Genomic DNA, 19520 nt, shown 5'->3' with positions numbered 1-19520 from the left:
TGGCCCTTTTCGATCAGAACAGCTCGTGGCTTTCGCCGCCCGGATCGGTCAAGGTGGTGCCGGTATCGCGCGATGGGTAGTCCGTCGGCTGCGTCCCTTCGATGAAGTATTCGGAACGGCTGCCGCCGCCACCGCCTGAGAGCTTGCCGCTGCTCTTGTCGATGGTGACGCTGATGATGCCCGGCGGCGGCGTGACTTTCTGCTCTGGGATGCCTTCCAGCGCGGTTTTCATAAAGTCGTCCCACGCCGGCTGGGCGCTCTTGGCACCGCCTTCACCGCCGGAAATCTGATCCGGGATAGCGCCGGATACCGTTGAACGGCCCAGGTCGCGGCGGTGATCGTCGAAACCGATCCACACCGAGGTCACGGTATCCGGGCCGTAGCCGGAGAACCAGGCGTCCTTGGAACTGTTGGTGGTACCGGTTTTGCCGCCGATATCATGACGTTTCAGATCGCGGCCGGCGCGCCAGGCGGTACCCATCCAACCCGGTTCGCCGAAGATGTTGCTGTTCAGCGCGTCGTGGATCAGGAAGGCCAGCTGTGTGCTGATGACGTGCGGCGCATACTGTTGGTCGCCGTCCTGCTGTACCTGAGCCGGGGTGACTTGCTCCAGCTGAGGCATCGGCACCGTGCTGTTGTTGCCTTCCTGCGAGGTGGCGACGTTTTCGATGTTGTCGTCGGACAGCACCGCTGAACGGTGGGTATCGCCGTAGATCACCGGCAGGTTACAGCTGCCGCACACCACTTTCGGTTTGGCCTCGAACACCGTATTGCCGTTATCGTCTTCAATTTTGGTGATGAAGTACGGATCGACCAGGTAACCGCCGTTCGCCAGCACCGCGTAGCCGCGCACCAGCTGCATCGGGGTGAAGGAGGCGGACCCCAGCGCCAGCGATTCGGTATGCACGATATTCTGCGCCGGGAAGCCGAAGCGCTGCAGATATTCCGCCGCGTAGTCGACGCCCATCGCGCGCATCGCGCGCACCATCACCACGTTCTTCGATTGCCCCAGCCCCTGTCGCAGGCGAATCGGGCCGTCGTAGGTCGGCGGCGAGTTCTTCGGCCGCCAGTCGGTGCCGGCGCCGGCATCCCAACGGGTAATCGGCAAGTCATTCAGAATGGTGGCCAGCGTCAGGCCTTTATCCATCGCGGCGGTGTACAGGAACGGTTTGATGTTCGAGCCCACCTGACGCAGGGCCTGCGTGACGCGGTTGAACTTGCTCTGATTAAAGTCGAAGCCGCCAACCAGCGCTTTCACCGCGCCGTCGTTCGGGTTGATAGAGACCAGCGCCGAGTTGACGTCCGGCACCTGCGACAGCCACCAGGCTTCGTTCACTTTACGCACCCACACTTGCTGGCCGGCCTGCACTACGTCGGTGACGCGTTTCGGCGTTGGGCCTTGCTGAGTGTCCGAACGGTATGGGCGTGCCCAGCGCATGGTCGCCATCGGCAGGGCAATACTGCTGCCGTCGGCCAGCATCGCCGTCGCTTCCTGCGGGTTGGCGGCGGTGATCACCGCCGGCGCCAGCGGGCCGTAGTTCGGCAGGTTTTTTAGCGAATCGACAATCTGTTTGCGATCCCAGGCCGCTTCGCCGACTTTCCACAACACGTTGGATGGGCCGCGGTAACCGTGGCGCATGTCATAGGCCAGCACGTTGTTGCGCACCGACTCCTGCGCCGCCAGCTGCAGCCGTTTGGTGACGGTGGTGTAAACCTTGTAACCATCGGTATAGGCGTTTTCACCGTAACGCTTGATCATCTCCTGACGCACCATCTCGGAGAGATACGGCGCGGAGAAGCTGATTTCCGGCGCATGGTAATTGGCGACCAGGTCTTCGGAGCGCGCCTGATCGTACTGCGCCTGCGTGATGTAGTGTTCGTCCAGCATGCGCGACAGCACCACGTTGCGACGGGCAACGGCGCGATCGTGCGAATAGAGCGGGTTGAAGGTGGATGGCGCTTTCGGCAGGCCGGCGATGGTCGCCATTTCGCTCAGGGTCAGCTGGCTGACGTCTTTGCCGAAATAGACCTGCGCGGCGGCGCCCACGCCGTAGGCGCGGTAACCCAGATAGATCTTGTTCAGATACAGCTCAAGGATTTCATCCTTGGTGAGCATCTGCTCGATGCGCACCGCCAGGAAGGCTTCCTTGATTTTACGCATCAGGGTGCGTTCCGGGCTTAAGAAGAAGTTACGCGCCAGCTGTTGGGTAATGGTACTGGCCCCCTGCGAAGCGTGGCCGGAGACCAACGCGATGGAGGCGGCGCGGAAGATGCCGACCGGATCGACGCCATGGTGATCATAGAAGCGGCTGTCTTCGGTGGCGATGAATGCGTGCACCATCACCGGCGGAATTTGATCCAGTTTCAGCGGAATGCGGCGTTTCTCGCCGTATTGGGCGATCAGTTCGCCATCGGCGCTGTAGACCTGCATCGGTATCTGCAGCCGCACATCTTTCAGCGTTGCGACGTCGGGCAGCTGCGGCTCGACATATTTGTACAAGCCGAAAATCGAGGCTGCTCCCAGCACGATGCAACATACTGCAAGGATTAGTAAATACTTTACGAACTTCACCTGAGATTTCCCATTTCTAAGTCATTTGGGCAGTTTATAAACAACCGCGCGGTAGTATAAAGGCAAGCCTGCGACATGGATATGTTCTTTTATCATCTGATGTTATGGAGGCTTGCGAAACATGTTCCCTCAAGCATGGCAGGTGGGGCTGGATATACAAATCGACTGCGTGCGGGCGGTGGCGGCCCAACGGCGCCGCAACGGCTGGCAGTTGCGCCACTGGTGGCAGCAGGCGCTGCCGCAGGCGGTTTTACGCGATGGCTGTCTGGAACCTTCCGAATTTCTTATCCGGGCGCTGCGGCAATGGCGCGTCCAACTGCCGCGACATATTTCCTTACGCATTGCCCTGCCGGCGCAGCGCGTGTTGCAGCAACGCATGGCGCAGCCGGACGCGCGGCTGCGCGAGCCGGAACGCAGCGACTATATCGGCGGCCACGGTGTGAAGCAGTTTCCGCTCGACGGCCAGACGCTGGCGCTCGACTATCGCACCGCGCCGGCGGATGAGGCGGCGCTGTTGCTGACCGCCGCGCGGCGGCAGGAGCTGCAGCAGTGGCTGCATTGTCTGCGTCAGGCTGGCCTGCATCCGCAAGCGGTCGATATCACCCCCTGCGCGCTGCGGATGATGGCGACGGCGGCAGGCGTGCCGCCCGCTGCGGGACTGATGCACCGTCTCGAACGAGAATGGCTGTGGGTGGCGCCGGCCGACGGCGCGTTCGCCTTTGGTCTGGCGCCGGGCGACGATGACGCGCAGGCGCTGCGGGCGCTGCAAGCCCAGATGCCGGCGGGCGACGATCGGCCGATCTATGCCGGCAGCGTGCTGGCAGGTGCCTTGCCCGCCGGTTGCCTTGCCTGGTCGCCGCTCAGCGCCTTCACGCAGCTGCGTCCGCCGTTGCCTGCGCATCCTTCGGCGTTCGCGTTGGCCGGTGGCCTGGCGCTGCGCGAGGAGGATCGCTGATGTATCAGGTCAACTTTCTGCCCTGGCGACAACGCCGCGAGCGGCGACGCGGCTATCTCTGGTTGGGCGTGCTGCTGTTGCAGCTAACGGCACTGCTGCTGGCGCTGTTCCTGGTCGACGGCCAGTTGCGTCACCAACAGGCGCAGCGGCAGGCGCGGCTGGCGATGCTGAGTGAAGAGCTGGCGGCACTGACGTTGCTCGCCCGTCAGCAACAGCAAGAGCGGGCGCAGCGGGCGCTGCAGCGCGCCCACGCCGAACGGCAGGCGAGCAACGCCCAACATAACCGGCGTTATTTTCAGCTGCTGCAGCAATTGTCCTCCAGCATTCCTCCACCGCTGTGGCTTACGGCGATGGAGAGTGATGCGGTGAACGGCCTGCGGCTGCGTGGATTGAGCCGCTCTCCTGCGGCCATCACGCAGTTCGAACGGCGGCTGGCGGGGATGCCTGCGTTGCCGCGGTTGCGTTTGGCTGAGGTGGCGCAACGCGACGACGGCCTGTACACCTTTCATCTGGCGGCGCAGTGGGGGCGTGATGGATAACCGTTTGTCATCCGGGCTGCGTCTCTGGCTGAGCTTGCCGGGCTGGCTATTACTGCTGTCGCAAGGGTTGGGTATCGGCACGTTGGCGCTGTTGGGCGGCGGCTGGATGCTGCAAGACGAATGGCGTCAGCGGGAAAGCGCGGCGGAGCGGCAACAGCGTCTGTTGCAACAGATCGCCATGGTGCAACGCCAACTGGATGAGGTGCCGGAAACCGCTATCCCGGCGGCGCCGCTACCTCCGTCCACCACCGGCGATCTGGCGAGCGTGCTGCAACGGGCGGGAGGCGCCTTGTTGCGCTGGCAGCGGCAGGAAAAACCGCCGCGGCAAACGCTGAGCTTGCGCATTGACTACGCCGGTTTGCTGGCGCTGCTGGAGACGCTGCCCACCGATTTACGCCTTGAGCAGCTGAGCGTGGAGACGCCGTCCCTTGGCATGACGGCGCGGTTGGTTTTGCAGGATGCCACCGAGGATCAGCCCAATGAGTAAAAGGCCCGGCCGTTGGTGGTGGTTGCTATGGCCATGGGCATTGTGCGCTGAGCCGCGCGACCCGTTTGCGCCGCTTCCGATGCCTGCTTGTGCCCAAACGGAGGCGTCGCCGGCGGGCTGGCGACTGAAAGGCGTCATCGGGCAACCGACGCTGCGCTATGGCTGGGTGGTGACGCCGGCGGGGCAATGGTTGCGCCTGCGGCCACAGCAACGGGTGCTGGCCGAGCGCTGGCAGGTCACGCAGGTGCAGGCGCGTAGTCTGACGTTAACGGCGCTGACGGCCGAACCAGATTGCCCGGCGAGCCAGGGCGACGTCTCGCTCATGATGGACAACAAGGATGGCAAACCATGAAAGGATGTGTTGGATTGGGCTTGGCGCTGTGGTGCCTGGCGCTCGGCACCGCGCAGTCGCAGGATAAGCAGCGGGTTTCCCTGGAATTTCAGGATGCGCCGGTCACGGTCATCCTGCAGGCGTTGGCGGATTATCGGCAGATGAACCTGATCGCCGCGCCCGGCGTGAGCGGCAACCTGACGCTGCGGCTGGAGAATGTGCCCTGGCCGCAGGCGCTGGCGTTGACCCTGCGCATGGGCAAACTGGCGATGACGCGGGAAGGCAACGTGATACTGATCTCGCCGGAGCCGGACGCACAGGAAAAAAGGCAGCAGCGAGAAGCGTTGGCGCAGCGGCAACCGCTGCACAGCCTGACCTTGACGTTACAGAACGGCGATGCGGCGGAAATTGCCGAAAGCCTCAACGCCCAACGTGGCGCGTTGCTGAGCGAGCGTGGCAGCGTGTTGGCGGATAAACGCACCAATACGCTGCTGCTGCGCGACACCGCGCCAATCCTGACGCAGTTGAAAAAGCGGGTAACGGAAATGGACGCGCCGCTGGCGCAGGTGCAACTGGCGGCGCATATCGTGACCATCAACCGCGAAAGCCTGCGTGAGCTTGGCGTGCGTTGGGGGTTGGCGCCCGACGACAGGCCGGCGCGGCCGTTGCGGCCGGGCAATGTCGGTGTCAACCTGCCGCTGGAGCGCAGCGCGGTGAACGCCGGTTTCCATCTGGCGCGCATCAGCGGGCGTTTGCTGAGCCTGGAGCTGACGGCGCTGGAGCAGGAGAATCAGGTGGAGATCATCGCCAGTCCACGCCTGCTGACGGCGCACCTGCAAACCGCCAGTATCAAGCAGGGAACCGAGATCCCTTACGAAGTGTCAAGCGGCGCCAGCGGTGCGACTGCCATCGAGTTCAAAGAGGCGGTGCTGGGCATGGAGGTGACACCGAAAGTGTTGCCGGACGGGCGCATCACGCTGACGCTGCACATCAGCCAAAATATGCCGGGCCGCGCTATCAGCCGCGGGGCGGGTGAGGCACTGACCATCGATAAACAGGAGATTAAGACGCAGATCACGGTGAAAAACGGTGAAACCCTGGTGCTCGGCGGTATTTTTCAACGGCATAGCGGCAAGACGGCGGACAAGGTGCCGGGGTTGGGGGATGTGCCGTTATTGGGAGGCTTGTTCCGACAAAGCGGCGCACAACAGAAAAAACGCGAGCTGGTGATCTTCATTACGCCGACTCTGATTAAGGGATAAGCGGCGGCCTGTCGGCCGGGCGGCAAATCTCCTAAAGTTGATGAGCAGATACACTTTTTTATCTCCTTGGGGGGATCTGCGTTTGACGCTGCGGCCGATTTAGCTTACAAGGGTTACCGAATTGAGCACCGAGGTTTTTTGTTAGCGTCAAGACGCCGTTAAAAACATATGGTTTCCCTCCCGCGGCGTGGATTGCGATTTATTCGGTTGCCAAACTACCAAGAGTGTTGAGATAATTTTTCGTCTGATCTCGCACTATCGCTCATGAGGTTTCAGTTTAGGTCCCGCCGCTGATTTGATTGGCGGGGCGGGTTAACATTAACGAATTGTCTTAGTAATACCGAAAAACATGGCAGAGAAACGCAATATCTTTCTGGTTGGGCCTATGGGTGCCGGCAAAAGCACTATTGGCCGTCAGTTAGCTCAGCAACTCAATATGGAGTTCTTCGACTCCGATCAAGAAATTGAGCGACGTACCGGAGCTGACGTGGGCTGGGTATTCGACGTGGAAGGGGAAGAAGGTTTCCGCGATCGTGAAGAAAAAGTCATTAATGAACTGACGGAAAAACAAGGGATTGTGTTGGCGACCGGCGGCGGTTCGGTGAAGTCGCGCGAAACGCGCAACCGTCTGTCCGCGCGCGGTGTGGTGGTCTATCTGGAAACCACGATCGAGAAGCAGCTTGCTCGTACCCAGCGTGATAAAAAACGCCCGCTGCTGCAGGTCGATTCTCCGCCGCGTGAAGTGCTGGAAGCCTTGGCGAAAGAGCGCAATCCGTTGTATGAAGAGATTGCCGATGTCACCATCCGCACCGACGATCAGAGCGCTAAAGTGGTTGCCAACCAGATCATCAACATGCTGGAAAGCAACTGATTGCCGCTTTCCGCGTTCGCCGTCGGCCAATGCGGAAAACTGATTTGTGTTCCCCGCCGCAGCGGGGATCAACCACCGCCGCACCATACAGAGAACTGAGCGCGACATGGAGAGAATTACTGTAACGCTTGGGGAGCGCAGCTACCCGATTACCATCGCCGCCGGATTGTTTAACGATCCGGCTTCTTTTATGCCGTTGAAGGCGGGTGAGCAAGCGATGTTGGTCACCAACCAGACCCTGGCGCCGCTTTATCTTGAGCGTGTCCGGCAGGTGTTGGAGCAGGGCGGCGTCGTGGTGGATCAGGTGATCCTTCCCGATGGTGAGCAGTACAAATCTCTGGCGGTGTTGGAGCAGGTGTTTTCGGCGCTGCTGGAAAAACCGCACGGGCGTGATACCACGCTGATCGCCCTCGGCGGCGGCGTTGTCGGCGATCTGACCGGCTTTGCCGCCGCGTGCTACCAACGCGGCGTGCGCTTTATTCAGGTTCCCACCACGCTGTTGTCGCAGGTGGACTCTTCCGTGGGCGGCAAGACCGCCGTCAACCACCCGCTCGGCAAAAACATGATCGGCGCTTTCTATCAACCCGCTTCGGTGGTGGTTGATCTGGATTGCCTGAAAACCTTGCCGACGCGTGAACTCTCTTCCGGCCTGGCAGAAGTCATCAAATACGGGATCATCCTCGATCGCGAGTTCTTCGTCTGGTTGGAAAACAACATCGATGCGCTGATGGCGCTGGATATGCAGGCGTTGGCCTACTGTATCCGCCGCTGCTGTGAGCTCAAGGCCGAGGTGGTGGCCGCCGACGAACGCGAAAGCGGCCTGCGCGCCTTGCTGAATCTGGGCCATACTTACGGCCACGCCATCGAAGCCGAAATGGGCTACGGCGTATGGCTGCACGGCGAAGCGGTGGCGGCGGGCATGGTGATGGCGGCGGAAACCGCGCACCGTCTCGGCCAGTTCTCCGTTGAAGATATCGAACGCATCAAAACGCTGCTGCTGCGCGCCGGCTTGCCGGTCTGCGGGCCGCAGGAAATGACGCCGGCATCCTATCTGCCGCACATGCTGCGCGACAAGAAAGTGCTGGCGGGTGAACTGCGCCTGGTGCTGCCGACCGCGATCGGTGCGGCGGAAGTGCGCGGCGGCGTAGGGCATGAGCTGGTGTTGGCGTCGATCGCCGCCTGCCTGCCTGAGCAGACACGTAATTAAATCGGACTAAGTAACAGTGGCTTAGCCGCCATTTGCATCTATATTAATACAGTGAGCAGAGCACGACGGGTGTCGCTTTGCCATCATCGGGTTAATCTGCCCGTGCCACGGTAGGTCTACGGTGGTGGGCTTTTGCCTCTAGTTGGAGGGTTTCAGATGGACGAGTTTAAACCGGAAGACGATCTCAGACCTGATAGCAGCGATCGTCGCCCTACGCGCTCGCGTAAGCCGGCCGCCGCGCCGCGCTTCGCCGTTTCACGCCAACATTTGATGATTGGCATTGGCATTTTGGTGCTGCTGCTGCTGATTATCGGCATCGGTTCCGCCCTGAAGGCGCCGACCAAACATGAAGCGGCTCAGGAGAACGGCGCGCAAAACGGCGGAGCCCGCGATATCAACCTGTCCGGTTCTTCGTCGCTGACTACCGCCAACAACGGCGTGCCGGGCGGTACCACGGATACCCACGATAACAACGGCGTGAGCGCGACTCAGCCGCAGCAACCGCAGAACGTCAGCGTTCCGCCGATCTCCGGCACGCCGACCGAAGCGCAAACGCAGCCTCAGCAGGGCGGTGCGCAGCAGCGCGTCGATTTGCCGGGCAACATGGCGGATGCGTTGTCGCAGCAGCAGGGGCAGGTGGATTCGGCGACCCAGGGCATGACCGGCGCAGCGTCGACGTTGCCGACCGCACCGGCGACGGTGATGAGCGGTGCCGCAGCGCGCGAAGCGACGCGTCCTGTGCAGGGAACCGCGCAACAGCAGCATAAAACGCCGGCGAAAACTGCCGCCGCCAAACCGACCGCAACGCAGCATAAATCACCGACCACGGTGTATACGCCGCCGGCCAAGCCGTCTTCCACCGCGAAAGCGGGAGCGGTCGCCAGCAGCGGCAGCTCTGTGCAGTCTGCGCCGGGCAGCCACTATACCTTGCAGCTGAGCAGCGCTTCGCGTTCCGATACGCTGAACGCCTACGCCAAACAGCAGAAGCTGCAGAATTACCTGGTGTACGCCACCAAGCGTGACGGCAAGCCGTGGTACGTACTGGTGAGCGGCAACTATGCTTCTTCCGCAGAAGCGAAGCGCGCCATTGCTTCGTTGCCGGCGGATGTGCAGGCGAAAAAACCATGGGTCCGACCTGTACACCAAGTGCAGCAAGATCTTAAAAAATAAATCATTTAAATTTGTGCGCTGATGTGCTGTCTGAAACAGAGTACAATCCGCCGCTCTGAATTGTATAAGTAGCTAATTGACGGCATGAAGAAAAACCGCGCTTTTTTAAAATGGGCTGGTGGAAAATACCCGCTGGTAGATGAGATTCGTCGCCATCTGCCGGCGGGAGACTGCTTAATCGAGCCCTTCGTGGGTGCGGGATCCGTCTTTCTGAATACGGATTACGACGCCTACATTCTCGCCGACATCAATAGCGATCTTATCAACCTGTATAACATCGTTAAGCTGCGCACGGATGACTTCGTGCGCGATGCCCGCACGCTTTTCGCCGATGAATTCAATAACTCGGATCAGTTTTACCTGCTGCGAGAAGAGTTCAATACTAGCACCGAGCCTTACCGCCGGGCGCTGCTGTTCCTGTACCTGAACCGTCACTGCTATAACGGCCTGTGCCGCTATAACCTGCGCGGCGAGTTTAACGTGCCGTTCGGCCGGTACAAGAAACCGTACTTCCCGGAAGAAGAGCTCTACTGGTTTGCCGAAAAATCGCGCAATGCCACTTTTGTCTGCGAGCATTACCGCGATACCATGGCGAAGGCCGTGGCCGGTGCCGTGGTGTATTGCGATCCGCCTTACGCGCCGCTGTCGGCGACGGCGAATTTCACCGCTTACCACACCAACAGCTTCAGCATCGCCGATCAGCAGAGTTTGGCGCATCTGGCGCACCAGCTCTCGGTAGAGAGCCAGGTACCGGTATTGATCTCCAATCACGATACCGAGCTGACGCGCGACTGGTACCAGCATGCTGCGCTGTATGTGGTGAAAGCGCGCCGCACGATCAGCCGCAATATTCTCGGCCGCAGCAAAGTGAACGAGCTTTTGGCGCTGTATCGCTAAGCCGGGGGCACCCCGGCGCATAACAACTCGACCCTACGTTTGGAGAAGCGGATGAAAAAGTTTTTGATTGCCCCGTCCATTCTGTCGGCAGATTTTGCCCGGTTAGGTGAAGATACCGCTAACGTGCTGGCCGCAGGCGGCGACGTGGTGCACTTCGACGTCATGGACAACCACTACGTGCCCAATCTGACCATCGGTCCGATGGTGTGCGAAGCGCTGCGTAACTACGGCATTACCGCGCCGATTGACGTGCATCTGATGGTCAAGCCGGTAGATCGTATCGTGCCAGATTTCGCCAAGGCCGGCGCGTCTTATATCTCTTTCCACCCCGAAGCTTCCGAACATGTCGATCGCACCATTCAGCTGATCAAAGAGCACGGTTGTAAGGCCGGCCTGGTGTTCAACCCGGCGACGCCGCTAAGCTACCTCGATTACGTGATGGATAAAATTGACGTGATCCTGCTGATGTCGGTCAACCCGGGCTTCGGCGGCCAGTCGTTTATCCACGGCACTCTGGACAAGCTGCGCCAGGTGCGCAAACTGATCGACGACAGCGGCCGCGATATCCGCCTGGAAGTCGACGGCGGGGTGAAAGTGGATAACATCGCCGAAATCGCCGCCGCAGGCGCCGATATGTTCGTCGCCGGTTCCGCCATCTTTGGCCAGCCGGACTACCGCAAGGTGATTGACGAAATGCGCAGCGAGCTGGCGAAGGTTACCCATGGCTGATTTCGGCGCGATCCGCGCATTGGCCTTCGATCTGGACGGCACGCTGGTCGACAGCGCGCCGGGTCTGGCGGCCGCCATCGATATGGCGCTGGAAGAGACGGGCCTGCCGCAAGCGGGTGAGGAGCGGGTCGGCACCTGGATCGGCAACGGCGCCGACGTGCTGGTGCAGCGCGCGCTGCGTTGGGCGGAGGCGGAAGGCACGCCGGAGCAGTGCAGCCGGCTGCGTGAACGCTTCGACCATTTCTACGCGCAGACCGTCGACAGCGGCAGCCGTCTGTTCCCACAGGTGCAAGAGACGCTGGCCCGCCTGGCCGCGCACGGTTACCCGATGGCGCTGGTGACCAACAAGCCGACGCCGTTCGTGGCGCCGCTGTTGGCATCGTTGGGCATTGGCGACTATTTCTCGCTGGTGATCGGCGGCGACGACGTGACGGAAAAGAAACCGCACCCGGCGCCGTTGTACCTGGTGCTCGGCAAGCTTGGCCTGCGCGCGCATGAACTGCTGTTCGTCGGCGACTCACGCAACGATATTCAAGCCGCGCAGGGCGCCGGTTGCCCGAGCGTCGGCTTTACCTACGGTTATAACTACGGCGAATCGATCGCCCTGAGCCACCCCGATCGGGTGTTGGAGCGCTTCGCCGATTTGTTGCCCGCTCTTGGGCTGTCATCTTTAGAGAATCAGGAAATTTAAACATGAGTAAGCCCATCGTATTTAGCGGCGCGCAGCCGTCCGGCGAACTGACCATCGGCAACTACATGGGGGCGCTGCGTCAGTGGGTGCAGATGCAGGACGACTACGACTGCATCTACTGCATCGTCGATCTGCATGCCATCACCGTGCGCCAGGACGCCGAGAAGCTGCGCAAGGCCACGCTGGATACGCTGGCGCTGTACCTGGCCTGCGGCATCGATCCGGAAAAAAGCACCATCTTCGTGCAGTCGCACGTGCCTGAGCACACGCAGCTGAGCTGGGTGCTGAACTGTTACACCTATTTCGGCGAACTGAGCCGCATGACGCAGTTCAAGGACAAATCCGCGCGCTACGCGGAGAACATCAACGCCGGGCTGTTCAGCTATCCGGTGCTGATGGCGGCGGATATCCTGCTGTATCAAACCAATCAGGTGCCGGTGGGCGAAGATCAGAAACAGCACCTGGAGCTGAGCCGCGACGTGGGCCAGCGTTTCAACGCGCTGTACGGCGACGTGTTCAAAGTGCCGGAGCCGTTTATTCCTAAATCCGGCGCGCGCGTGATGTCGCTGCAGGAGCCGACCAAGAAGATGTCCAAGTCGGACGACAACCGCAACAACGTGATCGGCCTGCTGGAAGATCCGAAAGCGGTGACCAAGAAGATCAAACGCGCAATGACCGACTCGGAAGAGCCGCCTGTCGTGCGTTACGACGTGGTCAACAAGGCGGGCGTCTCCAACCTGCTGGATATCCTCGCCGGCGTGACCGGCAAGAGCATTGCGCAGTTGGAAGCCGAGTTTGAAGGCCAGATGTACGGCCACCTGAAAGGCGCGGTGGCGGAAGCCGTCTCCGGCATGCTGGCTGAGCTGCAGGAGCGCTACCACCGCTTCCGCAACGACGAAGCCTATCTGCAGCAGGTCATGCGCGACGGCGCCGCCAAGGCCCGTGCACGCGCGCAGGAAACCCTGGCGAAGGTCTATCAGGCCGTCGGTTTCGTACCGCCGCAGGCGTAACGCCGGCGCAAATAAAAAAGCGGCCTTAGGCCGCTTTTTTTACGTCGGTATTACGCCATTTTCGCCAGGCCGGCGGGCGATTCCTCGCTGGCGAACCAATTGAGCTTGCTGCGCAGGCTGACCACGCTGCCGACGATGATCAGGCTGGGGCTGGCGGCCTGCAGGGACAAGGCGCCCAGTTGGTGGAGCTCGCCTTCGATCACCCGCTGGCGGCAAGAGGTGCCGTTTTCCACCAGCGCCACCGGCGTGGCGGCCGGCAGTCCGTTCGCGATCAGCCGGCGCTGGATTTCCGCCGCTTGCGACAGCCCCATATAGAACACCAGCGTCTGTTGCCCGGCGGCCAGCATCGCCCAGTCCAATCCACCGTCGGCCTTGGCGTGGCCGGTCACCAGGCGGACGCTCTGCGCATGGTCGCGGTGGGTGAGCGGGATGCCGCTGTAGGCGGAACAGCCGGAGGCGGCGGTAATGCCCGGCACCACCGAGAACGGCACGTTGGCGTCCGCCAGCGTCTCCAGCTCTTCGCCGCCGCGGCCGAAGATAAAGGGATCGCCGCCCTTCAGCCGTACCACGCGTTTGCCTTGCCGCGCCTGCTGCAGCAGAATTTGGTTGATCTGTTCCTGCGGCACGCAGTGATGGCCGGCGCGTTTGCCAACGAAGATGCGCTCGGCGTCGCGGCGCACCAGCGTCATGATCGCTTCGGAGACCAGCCGGTCGTAAACCACCACGTCGGCCTGCTGGATCTGTTGCAGCCCTTTCAGCGTCAGCAGGCCGGCATCGCCCGGCCCGGCGCCCACCAGCACCACTTCACCGCGATCTGCCGGCTGTTCGCTGAACAGTTGCTCGAGCTGGCGTTCGGCCAGCGCGGCGTCGTCATTGGCCAGCGATTGCGCCAGCCGATCGTGAGCGAACAGCCGCTCCCAGAAGCGGCGGCGCGCGCCGAGGCTGCTGAAGCGCTGTTTCACCCGTTGACGCAGCGATCCGCTGAGCTGTGCCAGCTTGCCGAGGTGTTGCGGCAGTAGCGCTTCCAGCTTCTCGCGCAGCAGCCGCGCCAACACCGGCGCTTTGCCGCCGGAGGACACCGCCACCATGATCGGCGAACGGTCGATAATCGACGGCATGATAAAGCTGGCGCGTTTCGGGTCGTCGACCACGTTGCAGAATACCCGCTGCTGGTTGGCGCATTGGTACACCCGCGCGTTGACCTCCAGCCGGTCAGTGGCGGCGATCACCAGCCATTTTTCCGCCAACAGGCTCGGGCTGAATTCGCCCTCGGCCAGCGTCACCAGGCCTTCTTCCGCCCATTGGCGGAACTGCGGGGTGAAGTCCAGGGCGTTGACGGTCAGCGCCGCGCCGGCGTCCAGCAGCAGGCGCGCTTTGCGTTCGGCGATTTCGCCGCCGCCGACCAGCAGGCAGGCTTTGTGTTGCAGTTGGCAGAAAATCGGCAGGTAATCCATCGGCACTCCTCGGGGTCATCAGGGTGGGGGCGAAAGGCGCCCCCGAAAACTCAGGCGGTCTGACGTGCGGCGGCTTTCGCCGCCTGCGGGCGTTCGGCGCGCGGCGTGGCGTACCAATACCCCAGGCCCATCAGCACCGAGCCGGACAGGATGTTGCCCAGCGTCACCCACAGCAGGTTGTGGCCGATGCCGGCGAGGGTGTAGGCCTCGCTGTGGTTGCCGAACCAGGAGAGGGCGAACAGCGTCATGTTGGCGACGGAGTGTTCGTAACCCGAGGCGATAAAGGCCAGCAGGCACCACCAAATGGCGATGAACCTGGCGGCGCCTTCAACGCGGATCGCCATCCAAATCGCCAGACAAACCAGCCAGTTGCACAGCACGCCCTTGAAGAACAGCACCTCGGCCGTCGCGGTGGTTTTCGCCAACGCGGCGCTGTGTACCAGACTGGTATCCACCGGCAGCAGGCTGCCGCCGCCGTAGTAATACATCAGCGCCACCAGCACCGAGCCGAGCAGGTTGCCGAGCCAGGTTTGCGGCAGCACCGCCCACATCTGGCTTTGGCGGATGGTGCCGGCTTTGACGCCGAGCGTCAGGAACATCGTATGGCCGGTGAACAGCTCGGAACCGGCGATGATCACCAGCGTCAGCGCGATGCCGAAGGTGGCGCCCATCACCAGCGGCCGTATGCTTGGGTCGACCAGGTTGCCGAGGGTGAAGATCAGGATGATGCCGAGGCCGACGTAGGCGCCCGCCATCGCCGAACTGATCCAAAAGCCGAGCGGGCTCTCCTTCGCCAGGCGGACGATGCGCGCCGCGTTGGCGGCGCATTTGTTGATCGTATCGGTAAACATGTTGCCTCCCGAAAGGTTATGCCGCGACTTGCACGATGCCGTCGACCACCCGGCTGGTGAAGCTGGCGACGGAACGACTGTCATCTTCCAGACAGTGACCGTCGTACAGGCGGAAATGCTGTTTCTTCAGCGGGCTGGCGACCCACAATTCGCCCTGATGTTCGGCGATGAGGCCGCGCGACAGCACGCTGGCCTGGGCGAACGGGTCGATATTGCTGATGGCGAACACCTGTTCGTCGGCATAGGGGCGGAACACCGCCACCTGCCGATCGCCGATCAGGGCGCACACGCCGGTGCCGGGCAGAATGTCGGTGACGGGACAAACGGTAATCCACTGGCTCATGCGTGACTCTCCTCGGTATCGATCAGGGTGACGGGAATGCGCTCGTCCGGGCGCGCCGGGCGGTGCTGGTCGCGTTCGGCCACCACCTGCACGTTCGGATCGCGCAGCGGGCTATTGATGAAGTGGGCGAAGCGCAGCTGCGTTTCCGGGTGCTCGACGGTCTCTTTCCATTCGCAGACCACCGCGTCGCGCAGGCGGGCGATCTCGGCTTCCAACTGCGCGTTGATGCCGAGCTTGTCGTCGACGATCACCTTGCGCAGGTAATCGATGCCGCCTTCCAGGCTTTCCAGCCACACCGAGGTGCGCTGCAGCTTATCGGCGGTGCGGATATAGAACATCATGAAGCGGTCGAGGTAGCGCACCAGCGTCTCGCGATCGAGGTCGGCGGCCAGCAGGTCGGCGTGGCGCGGTTTCATGCCGCCGTTGCCGCAAACGTACAGGTTCCAGCCGTTCTCGGTGGCGATGATGCCGACGTCCTTGCCCTGTGCTTCAGCGCATTCACGGGTGCAGCCCGAGACGCCGAACTTCATTTTGTGCGGGGTGCGGATGCCTTTGTAACGATGTTCCAGCGTGACGCCGAAGCCGACGCTGTCGCCGACGCCGTAGCGGCACCAGGTGCTGCCGACGCAGGTTTTCGCCATGCGCAGCGCCTTGGCGTATGCGTGGCCGGTTTCAAAGCCGGCGGCGAGCAGCTTGCTCCAGATGGCCGGCAGGTCGTCTTTCTGCGCGCCGAACATGCCGATGCGCTGCGAGCCGGTCATTTTGGTGTAGAGGTTGTACTCCTTGGCGATTTGGCCGATGGCCAGCAGGCCGTCCGGGGTGATTTCGCCGCCGGCGGAGCGCGGGATCACCGAGTAGGTGCCGTCTTTCTGGATATTGCCGAGGAAGTTGTCGTTGGTATCCTGCAGCGGCGTATGCTGCGGCTTGAGGATGTACTCGTTCCAGCAAGAAGCCAGCAACGAGCCGACGGTTGGCTTACAGACTTCGCAGCCGTAGCCTTTGCCGTATTTGGTCAGCAGCGCCTCGAACGACTTGATGCCTTCGACGCGGATCAGGTGGAACAGCTCCTGGCGCGAATAGGCGAAGTGTTCGCACAGGTGATGGTTGACCTCGATGCCTTGCTTGCTCAGCTCGGCGTTCAGCACCTGGGTGAGCAGCGGGATGCAGCCGCCGCAACCGGTGCCGGCTTTGGTTTCGGCCTTCAGCGCCGCCACGGTGTGGCAACCTTTGTTGACCGCCTGAATGATGTCGCCTTTGCTGACGTCGAAGCAGGAGCAGATCTGCGCGCTTTCCGGCAGCGAATCCACGCCGATGGCCGGTTTGCTGCCCGCATGGGCCGGCAGGATTAGGCCGTCCGGGTTCTCCGGCAGTTCGATGCCGTTCAGCGCCAGCTGCAGCAGGTTGCCGTAGTCGCTGGTGTCGCCCACCAGCACCGCGCCGAGCAGAGTTTTGTTGTCGGCGCTGACGATGAGGCGTTTGTAGACTTCTTTGCTTTCATCCAGATAGACGTAGCTGCGGGCGCCCTCGGTGCGGCCGTGGGCATCGCCGATGCCGCCGACGTCTACGCCCAGCAGCTTCAGCTTGGCGCTCATGTCGGCGCCCTGGAAGCCGTTTTCGCGGCCCAGCAGGTGATCGGCGGCCACCTGCGCCATTTTGTAACCCGGCGCCACCAGGCCGAAGGTGCGATCGCGCCAGGCGGCGCACTCCCCGATGGCGTACACGTCTGGATCCGACGTCTGGCAGCTGTCGTTGATGGCGATGCCGCCGCGGCGGCCAATCTCCAGCCCGCATTGACGTGCCAGCTTGTCCTGGGCGCGGATGCCGGTGGAGAACACGATGAAATCCACTTCCAGCAGGCTACCGTCGGCGAAATGCAGGGTTTTGCGCGCCGTGCCGCCGCCGTTGACGATCTCCTGGGTGTTTTTGCCGGTGTGTACCTTGACGCCCATGCGCTCGATCTTGCGGCGCAGCTGGTCACCGCCCATCGGGTCGAGCTGTTCGGCCATCAGCACCGGAGCGAACTCGATCACGTGCGTTTCCACCCCCAGGCTTTTCAGCGCGCCGGCGGCTTCCAGCCCCAGCAGCCCGCCGCCGACTACCGCGCCGCGCTTGCTGCGGCGCGCGCAGGCTTCGATGGCGTTCAGGTCTTCGATGGTGCGGTAAACGAAGCAGTCCTGGCTATCCGAGCCTTTAATCGGCGGGATCCACGGGTAAGAGCCGGTGGCCATGATCAGCTTGTCGTAATAGACGGTGCGGCCGGTGTTGGAGTGGATGACCTTCTCGGCGCGATTGATGGTGATAGCGCGCTCGCCGATCAGCACCTTCACGCCGTGTTTTTCGTAAAAGCCTTCGCGCACCAGCGACAGCTCTTCGGCGGTGTGGTGCGAGAAGTAGGAGGAAAGGTGCACGCGATCGTAAGCGATGCGCGGCTCTTCGCAAAATACGGTGATGTCGAATTGGTCTTTGTCTGCTTTATCCAACAGATCTTCGATGAACCGGTGGCCGACCATGCCATTGCCGACGACGGCAAGTTTGACTCTGCTCATTATTGCCTCAAAATTCGGGTTTCCTAGGCTTACCTTATCTCTCCCGAGGGGCAATTTATTGATGCAAATCAATCACACCCTTATATACCTCTAACGTGGTATATAGATGATTTTTCACGATTTTTGATAAGTTGCGGATTTTATTCACCTTTAGCTGAAGCGAGTCAGTTTGCATGCAAATTACCCCGTAGGGGGTAGCCGCAGGAGGTAGGAGCGAAACGGTGACTTTGTCAGCGCGATCCGCTGCCAGTATGATGAAGAAAACCAGCGCAACGGCAGAGGTGAAGGGTGGCGAAACGTCCATTGAAGTTTATCGACAACCTGCGTTTAAGCGGGCATGAAGGATTGTGGCAACTGGCGATTGAGCAGGGGCGCATTGCGCATCTGGTGCCGCAGCCGGAAGGGCAGGAGTGGCGCAGCGACGTGCTGGATGCGCAGGGCGGGCTGGCGCTGCCGGCGTTCGTCGAACCGCATATTCACCTGGATACCACGCAAACCGCCGGCCAGCCGGCCTGGAACCAGTCCGGCACGCTGTTCGAAGGCATCGAGCGCTGGGCCGAACGCAAAGCGCTGTTGACCCATGAAGACGTCAAGCAGCGCGCCTGGCAAACGCTCAAGTGGCAGATCGCCAACGGCGTGCAGTATGTGCGCACCCACGTCGACGTCTCCGATCCCACGCTGACCGCGCTGCGCGCCATGCTGGAGGTGAAACAGGAGGTGGCGCCTTGGGTGACGCTGCAGATCGTCGCCTTCCCGCAGGAAGGGATCCTCTCTTATCCCAACGGCGAAGCGCTGCTTGAAGAGGCGCTGCGGCTGGGGGCCGACGTGGTGGGCGCCATTCCGCACTTCGAATTCACCCGCGAATACGGCGTGGAGTCGCTGCACAAGGCGTTCGCGCTGGCGCAAAAATACGATCGGCTGGTGGACGTGCACTGCGACGAGATAGACGACGAGCAATCGCGCTTCGTCGAAACCGTGGCGGCGCTGGCGCTGAAGCTGGAGATGGGGGCGAAAGTCACCGCCAGCCACACCACGGCGATGCACTCTTACAACGGCGCTTACGCCTCGCGGCTGTTCCGCCTGCTGAAAATGTCCGGCATCAACTTTGTCGCCAACCCGCTGGTGAACATTCACCTGCAGGGGCGTTTCGACAGCTATCCGAAACGGCGTGGCGTAACGCGGGTGAAGGAGATGCTGGAGGCAGAGATCAACGTCTGCTTCGGCCACGACGACGTGTTCGATCCCTGGTATCCGCTCGGCACCGCCAACATGCTGCAGGTGCTGCATATGGGGCTGCACGTGTGCCAGCTGATGGGCTATGGCCAGATCGACGATGGGCTGAAGCTGATCACCCACCACAGCGCGCGCACCCTTAACCTCAGCGACTATGGCCTGGCGGCCGGCAACAGCGCCAACCTGGTGATCCTGCCGGCGGAAAGCGGTTTTGACGCGGTGCGCCGCCAGACGCCGGTGCGTTATTCGATTCGCCAGGGGGCGGTGATCGCCGAAACGCGGCCGGCGGAAACCACGCTGCATTTGCAGCAGGATGAGACGGTGGATTTCCGGCGCTAAGGCGCAAAAAAAGGGCGCCTTGCGGGCGCCCTT

Annotated in this window: 18 protein-coding genes; 13 read left to right on the top strand and 5 right to left on the bottom strand. The window is 61.8% G+C overall.

What is annotated here, in order from left to right; genetic code table 11:
• Positions 1-13: 13 nt before the first annotated feature.
• On the bottom strand, positions 14-2572 hold the full coding sequence (gene mrcA / locus ACJ8IJ_RS21845; RefSeq protein WP_031300057.1) for a peptidoglycan glycosyltransferase/peptidoglycan DD-transpeptidase MrcA: 2559 nt from the start codon (positions 2570-2572) through the stop codon (positions 14-16).
• A gap of 121 nt (positions 2573-2693) precedes the next feature.
• Here mrcA and pilM point away from each other — a divergent pair, with 121 nt between their 5' ends.
• From pilM to trpS, 12 genes are all read left to right on the top strand, one after another.
• Positions 2694-3527 carry a pilus assembly protein PilM gene (gene pilM, locus ACJ8IJ_RS21840; RefSeq protein WP_033631912.1) on the top strand — a complete coding sequence of 278 codons (834 nt, stop codon included), beginning with the start codon at positions 2694-2696 and terminating at the stop codon, positions 3525-3527.
• Positions 3527-4066 (top strand): PilN domain-containing protein, encoded by a 540-nt coding sequence (locus ACJ8IJ_RS21835; protein WP_442518908.1) that lies wholly within the window; start codon positions 3527-3529, stop codon positions 4064-4066. Before pilM ends, ACJ8IJ_RS21835 begins: the two co-directional genes overlap by 1 nt.
• Entirely contained in the window at positions 4059-4553 is a 495-nt protein-coding gene (locus ACJ8IJ_RS21830; RefSeq protein ID WP_015379300.1) for a hypothetical protein, read from the top strand. Before ACJ8IJ_RS21835 ends, ACJ8IJ_RS21830 begins: the two co-directional genes overlap by 8 nt.
• Positions 4546-4905, top strand: coding sequence for a HofP DNA utilization family protein (locus ACJ8IJ_RS21825; RefSeq protein ID WP_033645613.1), 360 nt, complete (start codon positions 4546-4548; stop codon positions 4903-4905). Before ACJ8IJ_RS21830 ends, ACJ8IJ_RS21825 begins: the two co-directional genes overlap by 8 nt.
• Positions 4902-6146: a DNA uptake porin HofQ gene (gene hofQ, locus ACJ8IJ_RS21820; RefSeq protein ID WP_442518907.1), complete on the top strand. Its 1245-nt coding sequence runs from the start codon at positions 4902-4904 to the stop codon at positions 6144-6146. Before ACJ8IJ_RS21825 ends, hofQ begins: the two co-directional genes overlap by 4 nt.
• Before the next feature lie 349 nt (positions 6147-6495).
• Positions 6496-7017: a shikimate kinase AroK gene (gene aroK / locus ACJ8IJ_RS21815; protein ID WP_004391482.1), complete on the top strand. Its 522-nt coding sequence runs from the start codon at positions 6496-6498 to the stop codon at positions 7015-7017.
• A gap of 106 nt (positions 7018-7123) precedes the next feature.
• On the top strand, positions 7124-8224 hold the full coding sequence (gene aroB, locus ACJ8IJ_RS21810) for a 3-dehydroquinate synthase (RefSeq protein ID WP_004930315.1): 1101 nt from the start codon (positions 7124-7126) through the stop codon (positions 8222-8224).
• A 156-nt stretch (positions 8225-8380) separates the two neighbouring features.
• Positions 8381-9394, top strand: a complete 1014-nt coding sequence (locus tag ACJ8IJ_RS21805; protein ID WP_442518906.1) for an SPOR domain-containing protein — start codon at positions 8381-8383, stop codon at positions 9392-9394.
• Between the two features lie 84 nt (positions 9395-9478).
• Positions 9479-10291, top strand: a complete 813-nt coding sequence (dam, locus tag ACJ8IJ_RS21800) for an adenine-specific DNA-methyltransferase (protein WP_004930319.1) — start codon at positions 9479-9481, stop codon at positions 10289-10291.
• Positions 10292-10342: 51 nt separating this feature from the next.
• Entirely contained in the window at positions 10343-11020 is a 678-nt protein-coding gene (gene rpe / locus ACJ8IJ_RS21795) for a ribulose-phosphate 3-epimerase (RefSeq protein WP_004930320.1), read from the top strand.
• Positions 11013-11711 carry a phosphoglycolate phosphatase gene (locus ACJ8IJ_RS21790; protein WP_004930322.1) on the top strand — a complete coding sequence of 233 codons (699 nt, stop codon included), beginning with the start codon at positions 11013-11015 and terminating at the stop codon, positions 11709-11711. Before rpe ends, ACJ8IJ_RS21790 begins: the two co-directional genes overlap by 8 nt.
• 2 nt (positions 11712-11713) lie before the next feature.
• Positions 11714-12721 (top strand): tryptophan--tRNA ligase, encoded by a 1008-nt coding sequence (gene trpS / locus ACJ8IJ_RS21785; protein ID WP_004930324.1) that lies wholly within the window; start codon positions 11714-11716, stop codon positions 12719-12721.
• A gap of 50 nt (positions 12722-12771) precedes the next feature.
• Here trpS and cysG read toward each other — a convergent pair whose 3' ends face one another.
• From cysG to nirB, 4 genes are read right to left on the bottom strand one after another with little or no spacing between them, the layout of a single operon-like run.
• The gene (gene cysG / locus ACJ8IJ_RS21780) at positions 12772-14175 is read right to left on the bottom strand and encodes a siroheme synthase CysG (RefSeq protein ID WP_442518905.1); all 1404 of its coding nucleotides are present in this window, start codon (positions 14173-14175) and stop codon (positions 12772-12774) included.
• A gap of 50 nt (positions 14176-14225) precedes the next feature.
• Positions 14226-15026 carry a nitrite transporter NirC gene (nirC, locus tag ACJ8IJ_RS21775; protein ID WP_154871809.1) on the bottom strand — a complete coding sequence of 267 codons (801 nt, stop codon included), beginning with the start codon at positions 15024-15026 and terminating at the stop codon, positions 14226-14228.
• Between the two features lie 16 nt (positions 15027-15042).
• Complete coding sequence (gene nirD / locus ACJ8IJ_RS21770) at positions 15043-15369, bottom strand: nitrite reductase small subunit NirD (protein ID WP_049186471.1); 327 nt, start codon at positions 15367-15369, stop codon at positions 15043-15045.
• Positions 15366-17915 (bottom strand): nitrite reductase large subunit NirB, encoded by a 2550-nt coding sequence (gene nirB / locus ACJ8IJ_RS21765; protein WP_004930330.1) that lies wholly within the window; start codon positions 17913-17915, stop codon positions 15366-15368. Before nirB ends, nirD begins: the two co-directional genes overlap by 4 nt.
• A gap of 303 nt (positions 17916-18218) precedes the next feature.
• Between nirB and ACJ8IJ_RS21760 the strand changes: the two genes are divergently transcribed.
• The gene (locus ACJ8IJ_RS21760; RefSeq protein WP_207188402.1) at positions 18219-19487 is read left to right on the top strand and encodes a cytosine deaminase; all 1269 of its coding nucleotides are present in this window, start codon (positions 18219-18221) and stop codon (positions 19485-19487) included.
• The last annotated feature ends 33 nt before the right edge of the window (positions 19488-19520 follow it).

This window comes from Serratia sp. CY40230 (assembly GCF_052168835.1).
Classification (GTDB): Bacteria; Pseudomonadota; Gammaproteobacteria; order Enterobacterales; family Enterobacteriaceae; genus Serratia; species Serratia nematodiphila.
This window is presented reverse-complemented; position numbering and strand designations above follow the sequence as displayed.